At 39.0% G+C, this 20,501-nt stretch carries 14 protein-coding genes and 1 CRISPR repeat array; of the genes, 10 read left to right on the top strand and 4 right to left on the bottom strand.

Annotated elements, in window-relative coordinates; genetic code table 11:
• Together rnc and era are read left to right on the top strand one after the other, a co-directional pair.
• Positions 1–678, top strand: a complete 678-nt coding sequence (gene rnc, locus ACYH9I_RS03995) for a ribonuclease III (protein WP_483559218.1) — start codon at positions 1–3, stop codon at positions 676–678.
• Positions 675–1,580 (top strand): GTPase Era, encoded by a 906-nt coding sequence (gene era / locus ACYH9I_RS03990; protein WP_483559108.1) that lies wholly within the window; start codon positions 675–677, stop codon positions 1,578–1,580. The genes rnc and era overlap by 4 nt, the downstream gene beginning before the upstream one ends.
• Before the next feature lie 89 nt (positions 1,581–1,669).
• Here era and ACYH9I_RS03985 read toward each other — a convergent pair whose 3' ends face one another.
• Positions 1,670–2,680: a hypothetical protein gene (locus ACYH9I_RS03985; RefSeq protein ID WP_483559107.1), complete on the bottom strand. Its 1,011-nt coding sequence runs from the start codon at positions 2,678–2,680 to the stop codon at positions 1,670–1,672.
• Between the two features lie 386 nt (positions 2,681–3,066).
• On the opposite strand from ACYH9I_RS03985, the gene ACYH9I_RS03980 reads away from it, so the two are divergent.
• Positions 3,067–4,827 carry a hypothetical protein gene (locus ACYH9I_RS03980; protein ID WP_483559105.1) on the top strand — a complete coding sequence of 587 codons (1,761 nt, stop codon included), beginning with the start codon at positions 3,067–3,069 and terminating at the stop codon, positions 4,825–4,827.
• A gap of 939 nt (positions 4,828–5,766) precedes the next feature.
• Positions 5,767–6,274: a CRISPR direct-repeat array (repeat unit 28 nt; unit sequence CTTTAACGCCGTGTAGGCGGTTTAGAAA).
• A gap of 908 nt (positions 6,275–7,182) precedes the next feature.
• Here the strand turns inward: ACYH9I_RS03980 and ACYH9I_RS03975 are convergent.
• Entirely contained in the window at positions 7,183–8,001 is an 819-nt protein-coding gene (locus tag ACYH9I_RS03975; RefSeq protein ID WP_483559104.1) for an SDR family oxidoreductase, read from the bottom strand.
• Positions 8,002–8,133: 132 nt separating this feature from the next.
• On the opposite strand from ACYH9I_RS03975, the gene ACYH9I_RS03970 reads away from it, so the two are divergent.
• The 6 genes from ACYH9I_RS03970 to sstT all read left to right on the top strand — a co-directional run bounded on the left by ACYH9I_RS03970 (position 8,134) and on the right by sstT (position 16,438).
• Positions 8,134–9,015, top strand: coding sequence for a LysR family transcriptional regulator (locus ACYH9I_RS03970; RefSeq protein WP_483559102.1), 882 nt, complete (start codon positions 8,134–8,136; stop codon positions 9,013–9,015).
• A 297-nt stretch (positions 9,016–9,312) separates the two neighbouring features.
• Positions 9,313–10,554 carry an NRAMP family divalent metal transporter gene (locus tag ACYH9I_RS03965; protein ID WP_425337782.1) on the top strand — a complete coding sequence of 414 codons (1,242 nt, stop codon included), beginning with the start codon at positions 9,313–9,315 and terminating at the stop codon, positions 10,552–10,554.
• A gap of 14 nt (positions 10,555–10,568) precedes the next feature.
• On the top strand, positions 10,569–11,345 hold the full coding sequence (locus tag ACYH9I_RS03960; protein WP_483559216.1) for a LamB/YcsF family protein: 777 nt from the start codon (positions 10,569–10,571) through the stop codon (positions 11,343–11,345).
• 163 nt (positions 11,346–11,508) lie between these two features.
• Positions 11,509–13,107: a 5-oxoprolinase subunit B/C family protein gene (locus ACYH9I_RS03955; protein WP_483559100.1), complete on the top strand. Its 1,599-nt coding sequence runs from the start codon at positions 11,509–11,511 to the stop codon at positions 13,105–13,107.
• Positions 13,091–14,848, top strand: a complete 1,758-nt coding sequence (locus tag ACYH9I_RS03950) for an acetyl/propionyl/methylcrotonyl-CoA carboxylase subunit alpha (RefSeq protein WP_483559099.1) — start codon at positions 13,091–13,093, stop codon at positions 14,846–14,848. Before ACYH9I_RS03955 ends, ACYH9I_RS03950 begins: the two co-directional genes overlap by 17 nt.
• Positions 14,849–15,181: 333 nt before the next feature.
• Positions 15,182–16,438 (top strand): serine/threonine transporter SstT, encoded by a 1,257-nt coding sequence (gene sstT / locus ACYH9I_RS03945; RefSeq protein WP_483559098.1) that lies wholly within the window; start codon positions 15,182–15,184, stop codon positions 16,436–16,438.
• Between the two features lie 180 nt (positions 16,439–16,618).
• Here sstT and ACYH9I_RS03940 read toward each other — a convergent pair whose 3' ends face one another.
• Positions 16,619–17,689 carry a DUF3829 domain-containing protein gene (locus ACYH9I_RS03940; RefSeq protein ID WP_483559097.1) on the bottom strand — a complete coding sequence of 357 codons (1,071 nt, stop codon included), beginning with the start codon at positions 17,687–17,689 and terminating at the stop codon, positions 16,619–16,621.
• A gap of 595 nt (positions 17,690–18,284) precedes the next feature.
• Between ACYH9I_RS03940 and ggt the strand changes: the two genes are divergently transcribed.
• Positions 18,285–19,988: a gamma-glutamyltransferase gene (gene ggt, locus ACYH9I_RS03935; RefSeq protein WP_483559095.1), complete on the top strand. Its 1,704-nt coding sequence runs from the start codon at positions 18,285–18,287 to the stop codon at positions 19,986–19,988.
• 53 nt (positions 19,989–20,041) lie between these two features.
• Here ggt and rplI read toward each other — a convergent pair whose 3' ends face one another.
• Positions 20,042–20,491: a 50S ribosomal protein L9 gene (gene rplI, locus ACYH9I_RS03930; protein ID WP_065590871.1), complete on the bottom strand. Its 450-nt coding sequence runs from the start codon at positions 20,489–20,491 to the stop codon at positions 20,042–20,044.
• Positions 20,492–20,501: the final 10 nt, after the last annotated feature.

The following is a 20,501-nucleotide window of genomic DNA, read 5'->3' as shown; positions in this document are numbered from 1 at the left end:
ATTATGAAAAAATTTAGTCAAATTCAACAATCAATTGGTTATCAGTTTCAAGATCTATCACTACTTGAATTAGCGCTTACTCACCGAAGCGCTAATAAACAACATAACGAACGCTTAGAATTCCTTGGTGACTCTATCTTAAGTTTTGTTATTGCAGATGAGCTCTATCACCGTTTTGTCAAGCAAGACGAAGGTGACCTAAGCCAAATGCGTGCAACACTGGTTTGTGGGCAAACACTTGCTGAAATTGGCAAGAACTTCCAATTGGGTGAACACATCATCTTAGGCCAAGGGGAATTAAAAAGCGGTGGATTTCGTCGGGAATCGATTATTTCTGATACGGTCGAAGCTATTATTGGTGCTATTTACTTAGATAGCAATATTGAAATCATTCGACAGTTAATCTTATCGTGGTATGAAACTCGCTTAACCCAGATCCAACCCGGCATAAAACAAAAAGATGCTAAAACAAGACTACAAGAATATTTACAAGGCACTCACCGCCCAAGGCCGTGCTATCTTATTCTTGAGGTCACGGGTGACAACCACGAACAGGAATTCTTAGTCCAATGCAAAATCGACAATGATAACCACGAATATTTAGGTCGTGGCTTAAGTCGTCGAAAAGCAGAACAACTAGCTGCACAAGAAGCACTCAACCAATTAGGTATAAAATGACAGAAACAACACAACATTGTGGATTTGTCGCCATTGTTGGGCGACCAAATGTAGGTAAATCAACGCTATTAAACCAATTACTTGGACAAAAAATCTCGATCACATCACGTAAAGCACAAACCACAAGGCACCGTATTGTCGGTATTGACACACAGAATAACGACCAAATTATCTATATCGACACCCCTGGACTTCATATAGAAGAAAAAAGAGCCATAAACCGCTTAATGAATCGTGCTGCAAGCAGCTCAATTGGCGATGTGGAGCTAGTGATTTTTGTGGTGGAAGGAACTCATTGGAATGACGATGATGAAATGGTCGCCAACAAACTCAAAGACTGCAAAAGTCCAGTTCTGCTAGTGATTAATAAGATTGACAACGTCACTGACAAAACACAACTATTACCGCATATTCAAACGATCAGCCAAAAAGTTAACTTTCTTGATGTTGTACCAATTAGCGCTGAAAAAGGAGAGGGTGTTGATATTATTAAAGATATCGTCAAAAAACACTTACCTGAGGGGGAACACCATTTTCCTGAAGATTACATAACCGACCGCTCGCAACGCTTTATGGCATCAGAAATCATCCGCGAAAAACTTATGCGTTTTTTAGGTGATGAATTACCTTATTCCGTGACTGTTGAAATCGAACAATTTAAAGTAGACGAACGCAACGGAATGTATCGTATTAATGGATTAATCTTAGTTGAACGCGATGGACAAAAGAAAATGGTCATCGGCAATAAAGGCGAAAAAATCAAAAAAATAGGCATCGAAGCCCGCAAAGATATGCAGTCATTTTTTGACAACAAAGTGCATCTAGAGCTTTGGGTAAAAGTCAAAGCGGGTTGGGCGGATGATGAGCGAGCATTGCGCAGCTTAGGATATAGTGACGATTAATCACCATAATTAGCATACAAACAAAAATCAGGTATCAACAACTACCTGATTTTTATGAATATGACCACAAGGTTAGCATTATCTTGTAACTACTTCTTATTATCATTTTCTTTTTTACTCAGGTATTCTGATTCGCGAACTTTATCGACAATGATACCATGATTAATCATATACCTTACCGCCTTGCCACTTATCGTCAAATCAGAACGATTATAATCAAAAGAGGGAAGCTTAATTTTAGCCTCTTTTAACGACGTATAACCTGAGTTTGAAACAGCAAACTGATAATCATCGTTTCTTAAACTGTAAAAATCCATCCTCATACCAACATAGATCTTCTTACTCTTATTCTTCGCGTCTTTATTAAAATCGTCTGTACTTACGCCATCTATATTAGTCAGGTTTTGTTGATAGATATCATCCTGATTAAACTCATTACTGTATTTATAATTAAAGGTATTAAATTTAGCTAAATCAATTAAATACACATCATGTTTCATCGGCTTAAACACAGAATAATAAGGATCCTTCTTAGCGGATTTACCTAAAGATCGACGAATGACATCGGTCATAATATCGTTTTGACGCAAGTCAGCCATTTCCCGATCATCAAGTGAATTATGCTGCCTAGTATAAGAAGACGACAAAATAAGATTTGATTTAGCTTGGCTTAATGAAGTATAAGCCACATTCGAAAGTGCAACAGAGTAGACATAATTGCTTGAATTATAGCTTAACAACTTCATTCCCACATAAAGGTCTTGATATCTACCAATCTTATCAGTATTGAAGTTATCAATATCAGAATCATCTATTTTAATGATCTTCTCTTGATACAGATCATAAATAAAATCATTAGAATCATCGTTACCGTTTCTTCCGACATTCGCTAAATTAAACAAATAGATATCCCCCACTTTAGGCGTAAAAAGGAGATAATCGCCTTTATTTCGGTAGGCTCTTTCTTGCGCAAAGCAATGGGTTAATGGAACAAAAACAAGAATGAAAATAAAGAGTAGCAATATAATCCTAGCACAGCTTTTCGGATTTCCATCCATTGACGTAAACCGACTACCTCGGCATATCCATGTTATCAACATAATTCCTATCATTGTATTAATAAGCAGCAAGATAATAACATCAATTTAACAACAAATCGACAACCTCCCCACCAAACAAACTTCTCAAATTTAACCAAAAGTTGGTCAGGAAAGGTATTGATTTTATTGAAGTTTTTATTTGGTGCTTTTTATCCAAAAAACATCACCAAAACCACTCCCCAAAACACGCCACCAAAAGTTTAACCGCCCACAATTAACAAAACTTTACAAATTTTTAACAAAAAAGGTAGCGCATTATTAATCAACCGGTTATAATTTAATCGCCCTTAAAGCAAGGGAATGCTCGTTAGTCGAGCGGACAATTATAAAAAGTGTAAATAAAACAAAAAATTACTTGACAGGACAATCGAAATGCGTTACCATTTATGGCATCTGGCATCTGGCATCTGGCCTGCCAAACCTATGCCCAAAATCTTTTTCAATTTCACCGTAGTCTAAATCAGACACAGTTCTTATTTTCATCACCGAGGTCATTTCGCGTAGCGAAATCGGCGCCGTCATCGCGGTTTTTTCAGGCGATGTTTTCGGCGGGTCCTTCGACAACATTCTCGGAAACCGCTTTGGTCAGGTCATCGGCCACCTCTTCGGCAAAATTATCGTCGATATCCAAGTGGTTATTAAGACTGCCATTAGTATTCAAACCGCCATTATGGTTTAGACCTTCATTGTTATTTAAATCGGCATTATTCTTTGCGTCATTGTTGTTATTGTCATATACACAGAGTTCAGTGGCATTAACGGCACATACATCAAGAGTCATTGAAGGTACTCCGCCGTATTTAACATTCGACGGAGGACAGACAAAGGCAACTAATATGGATACTTTTTTGGCAATCGAGTTGCCAGATGGTAGAACTATCACACCTTCAACTAACACATCGAGTCCTACAAATCCGATAATGTTACCTAATGGAAATTTCACATTTAATGATATTCATATGGTGATACCGTCGGGTACAACATCTACCGGTTTAAATAGTCTAATTAGCCAAGGGAAGTGGGGGGATGATGATGGGGATGGTCAGGGTACAAATGGTGTTACTGCATCAGGGAGTATATCGGTAGATATTACTGATAAGAATGGCAATATCGTTAATCGTCGTGTTACATTAAGTAAATGTAGTGCCCCTTATAAAGTAAGCTTAACTAGTACAGGGGGGAGTTTAACTACACAGTATGGTGTGCCAAATAGAAGTACATTTAGTATGAGTACTGTAGAGTATTACATCAAGCCGGATTCTTCTGGTAGTTGTTACTTTGTGCAGTCGGCAAGGCCGAATTTGTTATATGGTGGTACTACTGGCATCATTTCTAATGATAATCTTCGCTACGCAGGCCCATCTGACATATGGAATCCTAAGAAGGGCTTTCTAACTCAATTGACAAATCCATCATCTTATGGCCAAAATTTTCCTACAACGGGTGCTGATGGGTTGTATTTTGACTTAGAGATGCCTGCAGGAGTCGATGGAAGTCAGTTGACATGGTCTGTTTTCACGTATGGTAATATATGGGCAACGGTGAGTTGGAGATTACCAAACCAAGGTACAAACGAAGATAGATGGATTACTGATAAATCTAGTTATGTAACACGGGTAACGTTAAATGGTCCTAGGGCAACTGATGCTCAAATAAACTCAAGTAATCCTGGTCCGCTTACTCCGTTGCGAACTTTACCGCAGACCTTTGAGTTGGTAGGTAGGGATGGTCGAGGTAGTGAGGTGAGGTATGGATTTGTGTTAAAGAAGTGGTTCGTCCATCGGGGTAATAAACTTGATACCTTTTCTCACCAATCCGCTTGGTGTAGAAGTGTGGGTTATCGTCTTGTTAATTTAGGTGAATTAACTAATGCGGAGGAAACTTTTGGTTATTATCATGTTGAGGGCGCTCCGCCGTTGTCTGGTTTTAATGGTTACATGCGTCACATGGGTGCAGGTTTTTTCGCGGAGTGGGGCAACCTGCACCACTACGCTGATGCGGGCTTCATCGGAGGATCTTGGACAACCCGAAAAGTCACTTGGGATGGCTACACTTGGGTCTCGTACAGTGGCAACATCGACCTCCGACACGATCCCAACAATGACCCCAACTTTAAGCGGAACGTTGTTTGCGTCAAGAGTCAATAGAGGACAATCTAACAAAGAATAACGCCCCCGCGCAAGTTGGGGCATTTTCCCTTAGGGTTGCGCTATTGCGGCGAAGCCACAATCGCGCCGCCCCCCACCGGCGACGCTGGAAGTGTCGATGGCAATTCTAGTGATTACGCTGTGGCGGTTTAAGTTTGTGGTCTATTTATAGTACGGCAAGGTTTCGGACGTTTTGACCTTTGGTGAACAAAATAGCCACAGTGACCACGTCCGAGTTAGGGAATTAAAGCGAATTCCCTAACAACCCACGCTTTGGCTACAGAATGTGGCCTACGGCTACGCTACTCGTATCATCCTGATACTCGCCTCTACGAGGCCATCTTCGCTGTGCTCAGATGTTCAAATTTGTTCCAGACAAATTTGTCCGCCGTTGCTCGGTCTTAACGCACCGGCTATTATCCGTTCCTGACGGAGAATAGCCTCGCCAAACATCCCTGTTTGGCGTGCTAACCTCGCTCTGTTGTCGGCACATTCTGACGCCGGAACAAGACAAACAACATAACCTTAGGTGTTTTTTGTGAGTTGTTTTTGTGTAAAAAAGCAATGTAATTGTATCCAAAAAGTGGTCAGGAAAGGTATTGATTTTATTGAAGTTTTTATTTTTGTATTTTCAAGGAAAATCAACCGCTTACACAACCTAAGCAAAGCGTCGACATACAATAAATTAACAAAACTGCGAATAGAGCGCTTTAATAACAACTATTTAATCACCTAAAAACCGGTCAGAAAAGGTACTGATTTTATTTGATTTATTTTTTAAGCATCTTTTTGAATAAAAACTGCTCCGAACCCTTTTTTTTACGACAATTTAAAATTAAATAAAATCAATAAATTATAAAACACCTCAAAAAAAGGGTTTTCAAAGATGAAATTGTTGTTTATCTTTATATAGCAAGATTTATCAAATCTTGAGTTCTACTTTAACGCCGTGTAGGCGGTTTAGAAATTTATCTCGCACTTTTTCCGCAATCTTACCGACTTTAACGCCGTGTAGGCGGTTTAGAAAGCCCAAGCGACACCCAGTGCTATTATTGCATTCTTTAACGCCGTGTAGGCGGTTTAGAAATCCTACAGGGCCTTCAATTTGTCCCTCTCCAACTTTAACGCCGTGTAGGCGGTTTAGAAAATTTACTTGTTCTGCTTTAAATAGTTTAGGGACTTTAACGCCGTGTAGGCGGTTTAGAAAAATCACATGGGCAGACACTAAAAGACGGTGAGCTTTAACGCCGTGTAGGCGGTTTAGAAATACCCAATTCGATGACATCAATTTAATTCTGTCTTTAACGCCGTGTAGGCGGTTTAGAAATTGCATCATCCATCCAAAACCCTTTAACTTCGCTTTAACGCCGTGTAGGCGGTTTAGAAAGGCGTCATCGGCTGCGAATTATTGATCGTGACCTTTAACGTCGTGTAGGCGGTTAATTCAAATAAAATCAATTATATAACTATAAAAACATAATATCTTCCAAAAAACGATGGTTATGTTGTTTGTCCTATTCCGGCGTCAGAATGTGCCGACAACAGAGCGAGGTTAGCACGCCAAACAGGGATGTTTGGCGAGGCTATGCTTCGCCGGGAGCGAATCATAGCCGGTGCGTCAAGACCGAGCGACGGCGGAGGGCAGCCGTAGGCCACATTCTGCAGCCAAGCGCGGGATTGCTAAGGGAATTCGCTTTAATTCCCTTAGCTCGGACGTGGTCACTAGCGCTATTTTGTATACCCAAGGTCAAAACGTCCGAAACCACCGCACCTAATTCATTCTATCCACCAATCCAAAAAGGCCTGATTTTCCGCCAAAAAATCGGTCAGGAAAGGTATTGATTTTATTAAAGTTTTTTCTAGCTGTTTTTTAACAAAAACCGCCTTATAAAAACACAATACCCATCCCAAAAACAATGGTTATGTTGTTTGTCCTATTCCGGCGTCAGAATGTGCCGACAACAGAGCGAGGTTAGCACGCCAAACAGGACGTTTGGCGAGGCTATGCTTCGCCGGGAGCGAATCATAGCCGGTGCGTTAAGACCGAGCGGCGGCGGAGGGCAGCCGCAGGCCACATTCTGCAGCCAAAGCGCGGGATTGCTAAGGGAATTCGCTTTAATTCCCTTAGCTCGGACGTGGTCACTGTAGCTATTTTGTCCACCCAAGGTCAAAACGTCCGAAACCACCGCACCCAATCCATCCTATTCACCAAAACAAAAAAGGCCTGATTTTCCGCCCAAAAATCAGTCAGAAAAGGTGTTGATTTTATTAAAGTTTTTTCTTGGGTGTTTTTAAACAAAAACCACCTTATTCATACATGATTTATTCCTTCAGATAATATCATTTCATTTAAAATTAATTGTTATTATCCCACCAATATTTTGCCGTGGCGCCGCCATCAATTAATATGTCACTGCCCGTTATGTAGGTGCCTTTGTCTGACATGATGAATTCGGCAAGATTGGCAATTTCGTCAGGTGTGCCGCCCCGACCTGCTGGGAGTTGTTTTAGCATATTGCGATAAAAATCTTTTCGGTCACCATTGAGTTCGTCGTTTGCTAAAGGGGTGTGGATTATGCCTGCGCTAATGCAGTTTATTCTGGCACCATGATGTCCCCATTTGACCGCTTCCACTTGTACTTTTATGGCGTTGCCGCGTTTGGCTAGTTGATAGGCTTTTAAGGTATCGTTGACGTTTTTTATAAATGGTAAATCAAGCAAAGCTTCGGTCGGGGTTAAGGCTAAAGCTTTAGTTTGTTCTTGTGTTAGAGGTGCTAGGCGGTGTGAAGATTGTGATCCAATGACTAACGCTGAACTGCCTTTTGCCATGACAGGACTAAAAGCGTCCAATAATAGGGCGTTGCCGTATAAGTCAACGTTGAAGATTTGTGCGGCAGATGCTTGCGATGGCGATACCCCAGCAGTGTTGACTAAGCCCATTATTTTGCCTAGTTTTGTGGCTGTTTCGACTAATTTGTCGACCGATTGTGGGTTTGACACGTCGCAAGCGGTGGTGTGTACATTAAATCCCGCATTGCGCAGTTGTTGTGCTTGCTTTTCGGCGTGTTCTGGGTTTAGGTCGGCTAATAGGAGTTGTTTGCCTATTGCTATGCGTCTGACAATCGCAATACCTATAGCACCGGATCCACTTAATACAATCACTTCTTTTGTCATGCTCCTCTCCTATTTTGCCTGTTGCTTACTCTTTGGCTATGATTTGTTGATAGTTTAGCGAGGGCTTTTATTGAGATAAATGGGGAGGTATTTTATAGTGTAGTGAATTAAATTCACTAATAGGGGCTGATTGTGTATAACCTAAATGAGTTAAATTACTTTATTATTGTGGCACAGACTTCTAGCTTTGTTAAAGCAGGGCAATTATTGGGGATTACTTCATCAGCGCTAAGTCATAGTATGCGAAATTTAGAAACTCGCTTAAACCTGCGCCTATTTAATCGTACCACGCGTAATGTGTCACTCACCGAGGCCGGAGAACAGTTATTCCGGAAAATTTCACCGTTATTTGATTCGATCCATCAAGAGGTTGATGCGTTAAACCATTTTATTAATACACCTTCAGGAACGATCCGAATTAATGCTCCAAGTATTGCTGTTGAACAGATTATATACCCTAAATTACGCGATTTTTTACCTCGTTATCCACAAATTAAAGTTGAAATTCAAGCTGATAATAGTTGGGCGGATATTGTTAAGCAGGGATTTGATATGGGATGCCGTTTAGGGAGTGATATTGCTAAAGAGATGATCGCTGTTAAGATATCGCCTCCTTTAAAAATGGCTTTAGTAGCTAGCCCCAACTATTTACAAGCGAAGGCTTTACCAATATGTGTTAAAGATTTGGACAAGCATCGTTTAATTGGTATGCGGATATCTTCTGAGCATGGTACAGAATTGCCATGGGAGTTTTTGGAAGCAGGCAAAATGGTTAAATACCATCCACATTCGCAATTTATGGTTAACAATCATTTGCGTAAACAAGCAGCTTTAGATGGTTTGGGTATTACTTGGCTTGCTCGTTCTGGTATTGAACAGGAATTGGCGTCGGGCCAATTGGTTGAGTTATTAGCCGAGTTTGCCATTACATATGATTCTTTTTATCTTTATTACCCAAGCCGCAAAGGGCATTCGAATGTCTTTAAGTTGATTATCGATGCGTTAAAGTGTTAGTCTTCTATGATAACTTTTAAACGTAAGTTACGTTTTTTTTATGCTCACTTTTGGTGCAAATTAGTCTGTTAAGCGCTGTTTATTCATTTTTATGCCTCAATGATAGGCAATTATAATTATTTTTAATTAGTATTTTTGCTTAGAAACAGTGATGATAGTGCCTTTTGTTAATGGACAACATGTACTATGGCATGATGCTTGCATTATTTTTAAGCAAGCGTCATTGAAACTAACATAGTTGAAAGTCGCTAATAGGGCAGTTGTATTAATAATTGTAAGAACAAATCAAGAGGAGACATGCATATGCAAAATCATAACAGTAGTACCGTTGCTTTTGTTAAAGATCGGCGTGCTTCATTAATCAGTGCCATTTTTTTAATGGCGACATCAGCAATTGGCCCAGGGTTTATTACTCAAACGGCCACGTTTACCGTTACACTTGGCACTGCTTTTGGTTTTGGTATTTTAGCATCTATTATTATCGATTTTGTTGTTCAGCAAAATATTTGGCGAGTGGTGGCATTAACCAAAATGAATTCGTCAGATATTGCTAATGCAACGATTCCATTTAGCGGTTATTTGCTAGCGGTGCTGATTATCTTTGGTGGATTAGTATTTAATATTGGTAATATTGCTGGTGCTGGGTTAGGTTTAAATGCACTAGTTGGGCTTGATCCTAAATGGGGTGGGGCAATTAGTGCGCTTTTAGCGGTTTATATCTTTTCGTCACGTAAAGCGAGTAATTTTATTGATCGATTGATGATTGGTTTTGGTTTATTAATGATTATTTTGACATTATTTGTGGTGTTTGCATCACATCCGCCAGTTGGTCAAGCGTTAAAAGAGACAGTTTTACCTAGTGATGTTAATTTTGCCTCGATTACTACTATTGTTGGGGGAACGGTTGGGGGGTATATTTCTTATGCTGGTGCTCACCGTTTACTTGATAAAGGCATGGTTGGTGTTGAGCATATTGATTATGTTTCAGGTGCGGCAACCAAAGGGATTATTGTTGTGGGTTTGATGCGCTATATTTTGTTTTTAGCCATTTTAGGTGTAGTGGCAAGTGGTGTGACAATTGATATTTCAAGTTATGCCGCCAACCCAGCATCGCAAGCCTTTCAGGCTGCTTTAGGCGAGTTTGGATTACGTCTTTTTGGTTTAATTTTATGGGCGGCAGCTATTACCAGTGTTATTGGAGCGGCTTATACTTCAATGACTTTTATTACCCCTTTTAAACGAACAATTACAGACAAACAACGCCAATTTGCCACTATTATTTTTATTGTTGTTTCGCTTGTGGTCTATTTAGCTATGGGGACAGCACCAGCATCATTACTCGTTTTTGCCGGTGGCTTTAATGGTTTAGTGTTACCGCTTGGTTTGACTATTTTTGTGTATATTGGTTGGCGAAGAGCTGATCTTATGTCTGGATATCATTATCCAAGATGGTTATTGCTGTCAGGTGTAGTTGTGTGTGCAATTACTTGGTATATGGGCATAATGTCGGTCGCTACTATTTTTAACTATTTAAAATAGAGGACAATATGACAATCACTAAATGTATTGATTTAAACAGTGACCTTGGCGAGAGCTTTGGTCAATGGCAGATGGGAAATGATGAGGCAATGCTAAAAGTTGTTAGCAGTGCCAATATTGCTTGCGGATTTCATGCCGGATCGCCAGCGGGTATTTTAAAGACATTAAAAGCGGCCAAAGCTAATCATGTCGAAATCGGTGCTCATGTCGGTTATCCTGATTTAGTTGGTTTTGGCCGTCGTAATATGGATATAGCCGCCGATGAATTAACCGCAGATGTGATTTATCAAATTGGTGCACTAAAAGGGTTAGCCGCTTCAATGGGTGCTAAGGTGAGTTATGTTAAGCCTCATGGCGCATTATATAACACAATTGCGCATGATAAGCGTCAGGCAATGGCAGTGATTGATGCACTTTGTTCGGTTGATTCAACACTGATTTTAGTTGCGCTTGCGGGCTCAAAACTCATTGAGTGGGCCAAAGAAAACGGCTTGCGTGTGGTTGCCGAGGCTTTTGCTGATAGGGCATATCATGCCGATGGTACGTTAGTGTCTCGTAAAGAAGCGGGCGCTGTGTTGCACGATCCCGAGTTCGTTGCTGACCGTATGTTGCAATTGGTTAATGAGGGTGGTGTAACTGCTATCGAGGGGCAGTTTGTGCGTATTGATGCCGGTTCGATTTGTGTTCATGGTGATAGTGCCGGCGCTTTGGCTATGGCGCAAAAAGTCCGAGAAAAATTACAACAAAATGGCATCAATATAGGCCCGTTTGCTAAGGCTAATAATCGCTAGGTTAGTTAAATATTTGTAAAAATAAATTCAATTAACAACAAAAATTGAAATATGATTAGACAATATGTTGTTAAGTGGCTATAAATTTGGTCGCTAATATAACAAAACAACATAAAATAAGTGTTTTTAGTAATTGGATATTGACCATATATCGAGGTGTTTAATGCGATTTTTACCCGTTAATGTCGATGCGCTTATTGTAGAATTAAATAGCCTTGAGCAAACCATGGCTCTCACAGATGTGCTTCAAGGTGTTTTTGCTGATTGGCATATCGAAGAGATAATCCCCGCAGCGCGAACCGTATTGATCCGTTACAATCCCATTACGACTAATGCCAATACGCTTGCTAAGCATATTGCTCAACTAGATATTTCGGCAAGCGTGATGCAGTCTGGTGAGTTGGTGACAATACCGGTGCGTTATAATGGCGAAGATTTATCCCAAGTGGCAGACTACCTTGGTATAACCGTTGCCGAGGTGATTGCAAGGCACACCAATAACGAGTATCAAGTGGCGTTTTGTGGTTTTGCTCCAGGCTTTGCTTATATGGTATCTAAAACAGCTCAGCTTAATGTACCACGCCGACAATCGCCCCGCGTTCGTATTCCTGCTGGATCGGTTGCTTTAGCTGGTGAGTTTAGTAGTGTTTACCCACAGGCTAGCCCTGGTGGTTGGCAGCTGATTGGTATTACTGATACGGCAGTTTGGGACATTTATCGTGATGAGCCAGCGCTGTTCAAACCCGGTACTCGGGTTCATTTTGTGGATGCGAGTCAATCGCAGACTACTTATTATTTACCCAAATCGAAAAAACCGGATGATTTTGCTTGCCAACAACAAGATATAACAGTATTAGCAACAGGGCTGCAAACGCTGTTCCAAGACAATGGTCGAGTAGGGCAAGCTACATTAGGTATTTCTGAATCAGGTGCTATGGATAAAAGCGCATTACATAGTGCTAACCGTGTGGTAGGAAACCCCATTAATGAACCTGCGTTAGAAATTACACAAGGTGGTTTTAGTGCTCAAATAAACAGCGCCATGTTGGTTGCAGTGACGGGGGCTTTATGTGAGATCACAATAACCACCGCGAAAAACGAAACCTATACCGCACCGATGTATCAGCCGATTCAATTAGAATCAGGTGATATTATCCGTTTAGGTAATGTAAAATGTGGCGTTCGTAGTTATTTTGCAGTGCGCGGTGGTTTTCAAGTGGCGCCTATTTTGACTAGTTGTTCTTTTGATACCCTTGCACAAGTTGGGCCATTGCCACTAAAAGTGGGTCAAACACTGGCAGTTAAGCAAGCAAAAGTGTTAAACCCTGTTTCATTAACTGAAATACCTGTTATTAATTACCCTACTAGTGGTGATGTTGTGGTATTAGATATCGTGCTTGGACCGCGCACCGATTGGTTTACTCAGCAAGCTGTTGAACTTCTTATTTCACAGCTATGGCAAGTGACGCCGGCTTCTAATCGTATTGGCTTGCGCTTATCTGGAGAACAACCATTAAGCCGCGAAAAACAACAAGAGTTACCGAGTGAAGGGACTTGCATTGGGGCTATCCAAATTCCCGCTAATGGACAACCAGTGTTATTTTTAAATGATCATCCTTTAACTGGTGGCTATCCTGTTATTGGTGCTGTGTGTAAGTATCATTTAGATTTGGCCGGTCAAATTCCAGTCAATACCAAAATAAAATTGAATCCTATAGGGATGTTTAAAGAATTTGAAGGGAGTGATGTTGATCATGTCTGACAATAATCAAATAATAACGCATAAAGTCTTGATTGCTAACCGTGGCGAAATTGCCGTACGTATTATACGTGCTTGCCGTGATATGGGGTTTTTATCTATTGCGATTTATGCTGATGCCGATATTGATGCTCTTCATGTACAAATGGCTGATGAAGCTTATGGGCTAGCCGGTAATATACCATGTGAAACCTATTTAGATATCGATAAAATTATTGCAATAGCCAAAAAATCAGGGGCAACTATGGTGCACCCTGGTTATGGTTTTTTATCTGAACGCGTTGAATTTGCAAAAGCTGTACAAGATGCAGGCTTAATTTGGGTTGGACCCAATCCTGAAACGATCGAAATATTAGGCGACAAAGTTAAAGCCAGACAGCTTGCATTACAAGTGGGTGCACCTTTAGTGGTTGGTACCAAAGATCCCGTAAAAGATGTCAAAGAGGCAGTAGAATTTGCCCACACCTATGGCTTACCTATTGCCATTAAAGCCGCATTTGGTGGCGGTGGACGTGGTTTAAAAGTTGCTTGGCAAATGGATGAAGTTGAAGAACTTTATCATTCAGCAGTGCGCGAAGCTACAGCCGCTTTTGGGCGTGGCGAGTGTTTTTTAGAACAATTTTTGCATAATCCTCGGCATGTCGAAGCGCAAGTGATTGCTGATAAATTAGGTCATATTGTTGTGGTCGGTACGCGTGACTGTTCATTACAACGTCGTAATCAAAAATTAATTGAAGAATCTCCAGCTCCTTTTATCAGCGAGCAGTTAAACCAGCAAATTACGCAAGCATCAATTGCGATTTGTGCTAAAGCGAACTATGTTGGTGTGGGGACGGTTGAGTTTTTACTCAGCCAAGATGGTAAGTTGTCTTTTCTAGAAGTCAATACGCGATTACAAGTTGAACACCCAGTAACAGAAGAAACAACCGGCATTGATCTTGTTGCTGAACAACTGCGTATCGCTCAAGGTTTACCTCTTAGTATTGATAAAACACCGACCCCTCGATCACATGCTATTGAGTTTCGTATCAATGCCGAAGATGCCGCTAACGGTTTTTTACCTGCGGCTGGTACCATTACACGTTTTGATGCGCCATCAGGCCCAGGCGTACGTCTAGACAGTGGGGTGGTAACGGGCTCAACGATCCCTGCAACGTTTGATTCGCTGATGGCAAAATTGATTGTTGTTGGCAATAATCGTGAGCATGCTATAGCAAGGGCTCGCCGTGCGTTGGCTGAATTTGCCATTGAGGGAGTTGCAAGTGTTTTACCATTTGATCGCGCGGTTATTGAACATCCTGATTTTTGTGATGATTTTAATGTGCATACCCGTTGGATTGAAACAGAATTTACTGCAACAATAGAGCCAGCCAAAAGGCAAATACCACAAAAAGCAGTGACCTTAACACACACTTTTATCGAAATTGACGGTAAGCGTTGTAAGCTGGGTTTACCTGCACAGCTCTTGGCTGGATTTTCCTTGAAAAAGGATGATAGTTTAGATGCATCTTCCTGCGTGAAAGAAACATTATCTGATTTGATTGTCCTATCACCTGTTTCAGGTAACCTTTTTAAATGGGTAGTTAATGACCATCAAAGCGTAAATGAAGGGGATGTTATTGCGATTATGGAAGCTATGAAGATGGAAGTTCAAGTCATTGCACACCGAGGTGGCACGTTAAAAAGAACTATCCAAGAAGGCGATTATATTAATGCTGGGGATGCAATAGCTGAAATTAGTTAGCGCTTGTAGAGCAAAATAAAACGAGGGTGAAATTCCCTCGTTTGCATTGTTCAAATTTTACCTGTGTTATTAAAATATATACTTTATTTAAAAGTGACAGAAATTTGGGAGATCTACTTAAATTGCATGCTAAATGGTAAGATTTAGCTGATATTGTTTTTTTAAAGTCAATTAAGAATGATGACAATATTTTGAATGTAAAAACGAATAATTAAATTTAATCATCATACTAAGTAATATATAAAAAAAGCTTATTATTATGATTTTTTGTATAAATTTACTATTCAAATATGTTAAGGTTCTAAATTTGTCTTTAATAAACAGGAAAGTAGTATGACACAATCATCTAATCCTTTGATTCGTTTTTATTTTAAATTAGGATTGATACCACAGATTTTGTTGGGTTTAATTTTGGGCATTACTCTTGCTGCTGTATCTAAAGATACGGCGCTGAATATGTCATTATTGGGTGGATTATTTATTAATGCCTTAGAATCAGTTGCCCCTGTTCTTGTGCTTATCTTAGTCGTTTCCTCGATATCTAATCACCAACATGGTAAACAAGCCAATATGCGGCCGTTAATTTCTCTTTATCTTGTTGGCATGATGTTAGCTGCATTATTGGCAACCATTGTCAGTTTTTCGTTTCCGTCACAAATTTCATTTGGTGATACGCTAAATAATCTTGAACTTACTCCACCAAGTGATATTACCGCAGTATTAAAAACCTTACTTGGAAAGATGATTGACAATCCTGTCAATGCACTAATAAATGCGAATTATATTGGTCTTATTGTTTGGGGTGTTGGTATTGGTCTGGCACTAAGGCACGCTAGTGAAAGCACTAAAACAATGATGAATGATCTGTCTTATGCTATTTCATTTATTGTCAGAATTATTATCCGATTTGCGCCTTTGGGTGTATTTGGACTTGTCGCTTCAACATTAGCCGAAACAGGTTTTGATGAGCTGAAAAAATATGCTCATTTATTAATTGTATTAGTTTCTTGCATGGCGATTGTTGCATTGGTTATCAATCCATTACTAGCTTATCTAGTTATGCGAAAGAATCCATATCCACTAGTATTCACTGCTTTAAAAGAAAGTGCGATTCCTGCTTTTTTTACACGTAGCTCGGCAGCAAATATTCCTGTCAATATGGGAATCTGTAAGAAATATAACATGGATGAAGATACCTATACCGTTGCTGTGCCATTAGGCGCTGCAATTAATATGTCGGGTGCTGCTGTTACTATAACGGTTTTAACTTTAGCCACGGTTAATTCAATGCCGGCTAGTGCTGGTATACATGTTGATATCTATTCTGCAGTATTACTTTGTGTTGTAACTTCAGTATGTGCTTGTGGGGCATCGGGAATTGCGGGGGGATCTTTACTGCTTATTCCTGTCGCGTGTAGTATGTTTGGTATTCCTAACGAAATTTCAGCTAAAGTGATTTGCATTGGAATTGCTATCGGCGTGATTCAAGATTCGGTTGAAACTGCATTAAATTCGTCAAGTGATGTGGTTTTTATTGGCGCAGTTTCATCGGCAGCACAAAATAGAAAAATGAATATCAACGCATATTAAGTATTGAGTTCTATTTGCATTCATCTACATAACCAACTACATAATGATATGCAGATGGTTATTTAACTAAAATTCATGCATTGCAAACGGTGTAATATTTACACCGTTGTTATTTATACCACTATTTATTGTCATTGATAATGACTAAAATGTTAGCAATGAAACGATGTTTATCTATTTTTAATTGATTACTTGATTATAGCCGTCAATTACACTTTTAAGTTCCCCATTCAAAGAATCAACTTCTCTTTCTACAGTATTGGTCTGTAAATTTTTTAAAACTACTTTCATTTGATTAATCAATCCAGGTAAACGATCAACAAAACGGTCATAATACATATCGTTTAAACCTTGTTGTTTAATCAATTTATTTTTGCCTTTATTCGTCATTAATTCATTGGCTATGGATTCTATTTGTTGAATTTTTTGTTCAAGGGCTGATTTATCGAGATTTTTAAACTGGTTGTCTTCGTTAAAACTTTCATTGATTAAATCGATAACATCTTCAGATAAATCCATGATTTCCATGCAATTGTAGTTAAGTGTTAACCCTTTGTTTTTTATTTCTGATTTTTGAAATGCATGGATTTCTTTATATAATTTACCATAAGCTGCTAAAGCCACACTTTTTGCTTCAACATATTGGTTATAAAGCGTGTTCAAATTATTTAACAGTTCAGGTAATTTGGCAAAGTCATCCAATTTGTACTCATTATCTAAATAATATTTAGCTATCTGGTCATAAGCTAATCCTATTTCAACGTATTTATCACTTAATGCTTTGCCTGCGGCATCAAGTTCGGGTAACTCTGGTTTAAATGCTAATAACTCAGTAATCAATTGTTTATATTCATCAAGCTCCTTTGGTTCTGGGTGAGAGCCGATAAAAAGTTTCGTTGGATTTTTTTTCACTCGATTGACATCAATTTTACCGTTTTTATCACTGAGACCTCTTAAAAAATCCTTAACTCTGCTATCAAGATGATAAAGAGAAGAAGTCATCTTGCCACGCCCATTCCCTCTTAATTCATCTGCAGCTTGGGAGACATTAGCATTAAAAACCTCTAGCCATATATTACCTTTACGTGCTTTCAGTGCAAATTGCCGTGAAACATCTTCAGTCTTTTTAGAATCAGAAGGTTTAGCCTCTGAAGTTGCTGTGGGTTGTTGCGTTTTGTTTTCGGTTGGTTTGTCATCACAGCCAATCATCAAAAATCCAGCAATCAATACGGTTAAAAATTTTTTTTTCATTGTTTATTCCCTTAATTTTTTCATTATAAATTCATTGCGTTAATACTTTATTATCTTTTAATGATTATTTCTAATAAAATATAAAGTTCAAACAATGAATTGTTATGTTTATGCTCAATTTTTATAATAATTCAGGCATTGATTTATACGATGGTTATTACATGTATTAACAAATGAGATACGGTGAAGTATTAATTAACCACGAAACGGTATAGAATCCCGAAACTTTTTTACAAAAATCAGCTTTATTTAAACGGATTATGTTTTTTAAGGCAAATTATGTTAAGAAAATACATCATCCTTGACACCTCTTAATAACATTTTCCAGCAAATAATTATTTCTTACCTATGTTCAACAAATAAGATAGATTGGCTGCTCTATGTAGATGAGTTTTATTATCATCGATTGCATTGCATATTAAATTATCAGCCTCTATTGAGTAAAGCTGGCTGATCAATATTTGCTCAACATTTTTATTTTCTATGCTATATTGATGATTCCCCTTAACCGATTGTTACATGATTTATTAATGTGATTCATGTATTTTGCTGTTAAGTGGGTACGATAAATAATACTTTAATTAGGAGGTGCAAAATGTTTTATCTTAAACGTAAATTGATAAAGTATTGCTACTTTATTTTATTTTTACTGATAAGCCAACAAGTACTTGCTGTTGAAAACGTAACACAAAAATTAGAAGCTGGCGCAGTTGCTTCGCCCGATTCTTATGGTGCCATTGCTGCACAAGAAATTTTAAAAAAAGGTGGAAATGCAGCTGATGCTGCTGTGGCTACCGCATTTGCTCTTGCTGTTACTTATCCTGAAGCGGGTAACATTGGTGGGGGTGGTTTTATGACCCTTTGGATGAACGGTAAGCCTTATTTTATTGATTATCGTGAAGTTGCACCAAGCAAAGCTGATAAAGATATGTATCTTGATGATCATAAAAATGTGATCCCTAATTTAAGTTTATATTCTTACAAAGCATCGGGAGTACCGGGAACCGTTGCCGGTATGTGGGCGGTGCATCAACGTTTTGGTAAATTATCTTGGAAAGAGGTAATGGCACCAGCTATTCGATTTGCTAATGAAGGGTTTACCGTAGATAAACAGTTAGTTAAACGTTATCAAGAAGCTGCCGAGCTTGCACCTGCTAATGGTCACTTTAAGCAATACTTTGGTGCTATGCAAGCTGAAAAGGTGTTTAAACAGCCCGAACTTGGTAAAGTATTAGAGCGTATTGCAAACCAAGGTAGTGACGGATTTTATAAAGGCGAAACTGCTAAATTAATCGCACAACAGATGGAAAAAAATGACGGTTTAATTACTGAAAACGATTTGGCAAATTATCAGGCTAAATGGCGAGCTCCGTTAGTTGCTAACTGGCATGATATGCAGATTGTTACTGCTCCACCGCCAAGCTCAGGTGGCGTTGGTTTAATTCAACTTTTATTAATGAAACAAGATCTCGCTAATGATTTCAAAGATGTAAAAGTGAATTCACCACAATATATTCACTTATTAGCAGAAATAGAAAAACGTGTTTTTGCCGATCGAGCCGAATATATGGGAGATCCTGATTTTATCTCTGTACCTGTCACTGAATTGATTGATACTAATTATTTAGCGCAGAGAGCGAAACAAGTTAATCCAAAAGCTATTTCGATTACTGAACAAGTTAAACCTGGTTTAGACAATAATCGCGAAAAATTACAGACAACGCATTTTTCGATTGTGGATAAATGGGGCAATGCCGCATCGAATACTTATACACTTAATGGTTGGTTTGGATCTGCTGTTGTAATAGAAGGCACTGGTATCATTCTAAATAATGAAATGGATGATTTTAGTAGTAAACCAGGTGTCGCTAATCAGTTTGGTGTTGTGAGCAAAGATGCTAATGCAATTGAGCCAAATAAACGCCCTTTATCTTCTATGACGCCAAGTATATTTATTAAAAATAATGATGTTGCAATGGTTATTGGTACGCCGGGCGGTTCAAGGATTTTTACTTCGATCTTTCAAGTGGTGACTAATGTCTTTGATAATCATATGTCATTACAAGCAGCAGTAGATGCTCCGCGTTATCATCATCAATTATTACCAACTAATCTTATCTTTATTGAGCGTTTTCAAAATAAAGTACCAGAAGATTTAAAAGATCAACTCAAACAAATGGGTTATCAGTTTAAGCAGCAAGATTTTAGCGGTGATATTCAAGCTATAAAAATCACGAATAATAAGCCCGAAGCTGTATCAGATATTCGAGGTAGAGGTAAATCAATCATTGTAAAATAAATAATAAAAAACCCGTCACTTGAACGGGTTTTTTGGTATTTATTGTTGGATAATTATTCAGGAATAATATCAACAATAAGTTTAGCAAATGCTTCGCTGTGTACTTGGAAGAACACTTCATGTTCACCAGTAGTACGCAGTACACCATTTGGTAAGCGAACTTCGCTTTTTGATACTTGAATACCACGAGCTTTAACGGCATCAGCGATATCACGAGTACCGATTGAACCAAATAGTTTGCCTTCATCACCAGCTTTAGAAGTAATGGTTACTTTACCAAGCGCATTGATTTGTGCAACGCGTTCTTCAGCTGCTTTTAGTGTTTCAGCAAGTTTTGCTTCTAATTCAGCACGACGAGCTTCAAAGAATTCGATGTTCTTTTTAGTCGCTGATACTGCTTTACCTTGTGGGATCAGGAAGTTACGCGCATAACCCGCTTTAACATTAACTTGATCACCTAAGCTGCCTAAATTAGCAACTTTGTCGAGTAAAATAATTTGCATTATATGTTCC

The organism is Gilliamella sp. X-23 (genome assembly GCF_057063545.1).
This window is presented reverse-complemented; position numbering and strand designations above follow the sequence as displayed.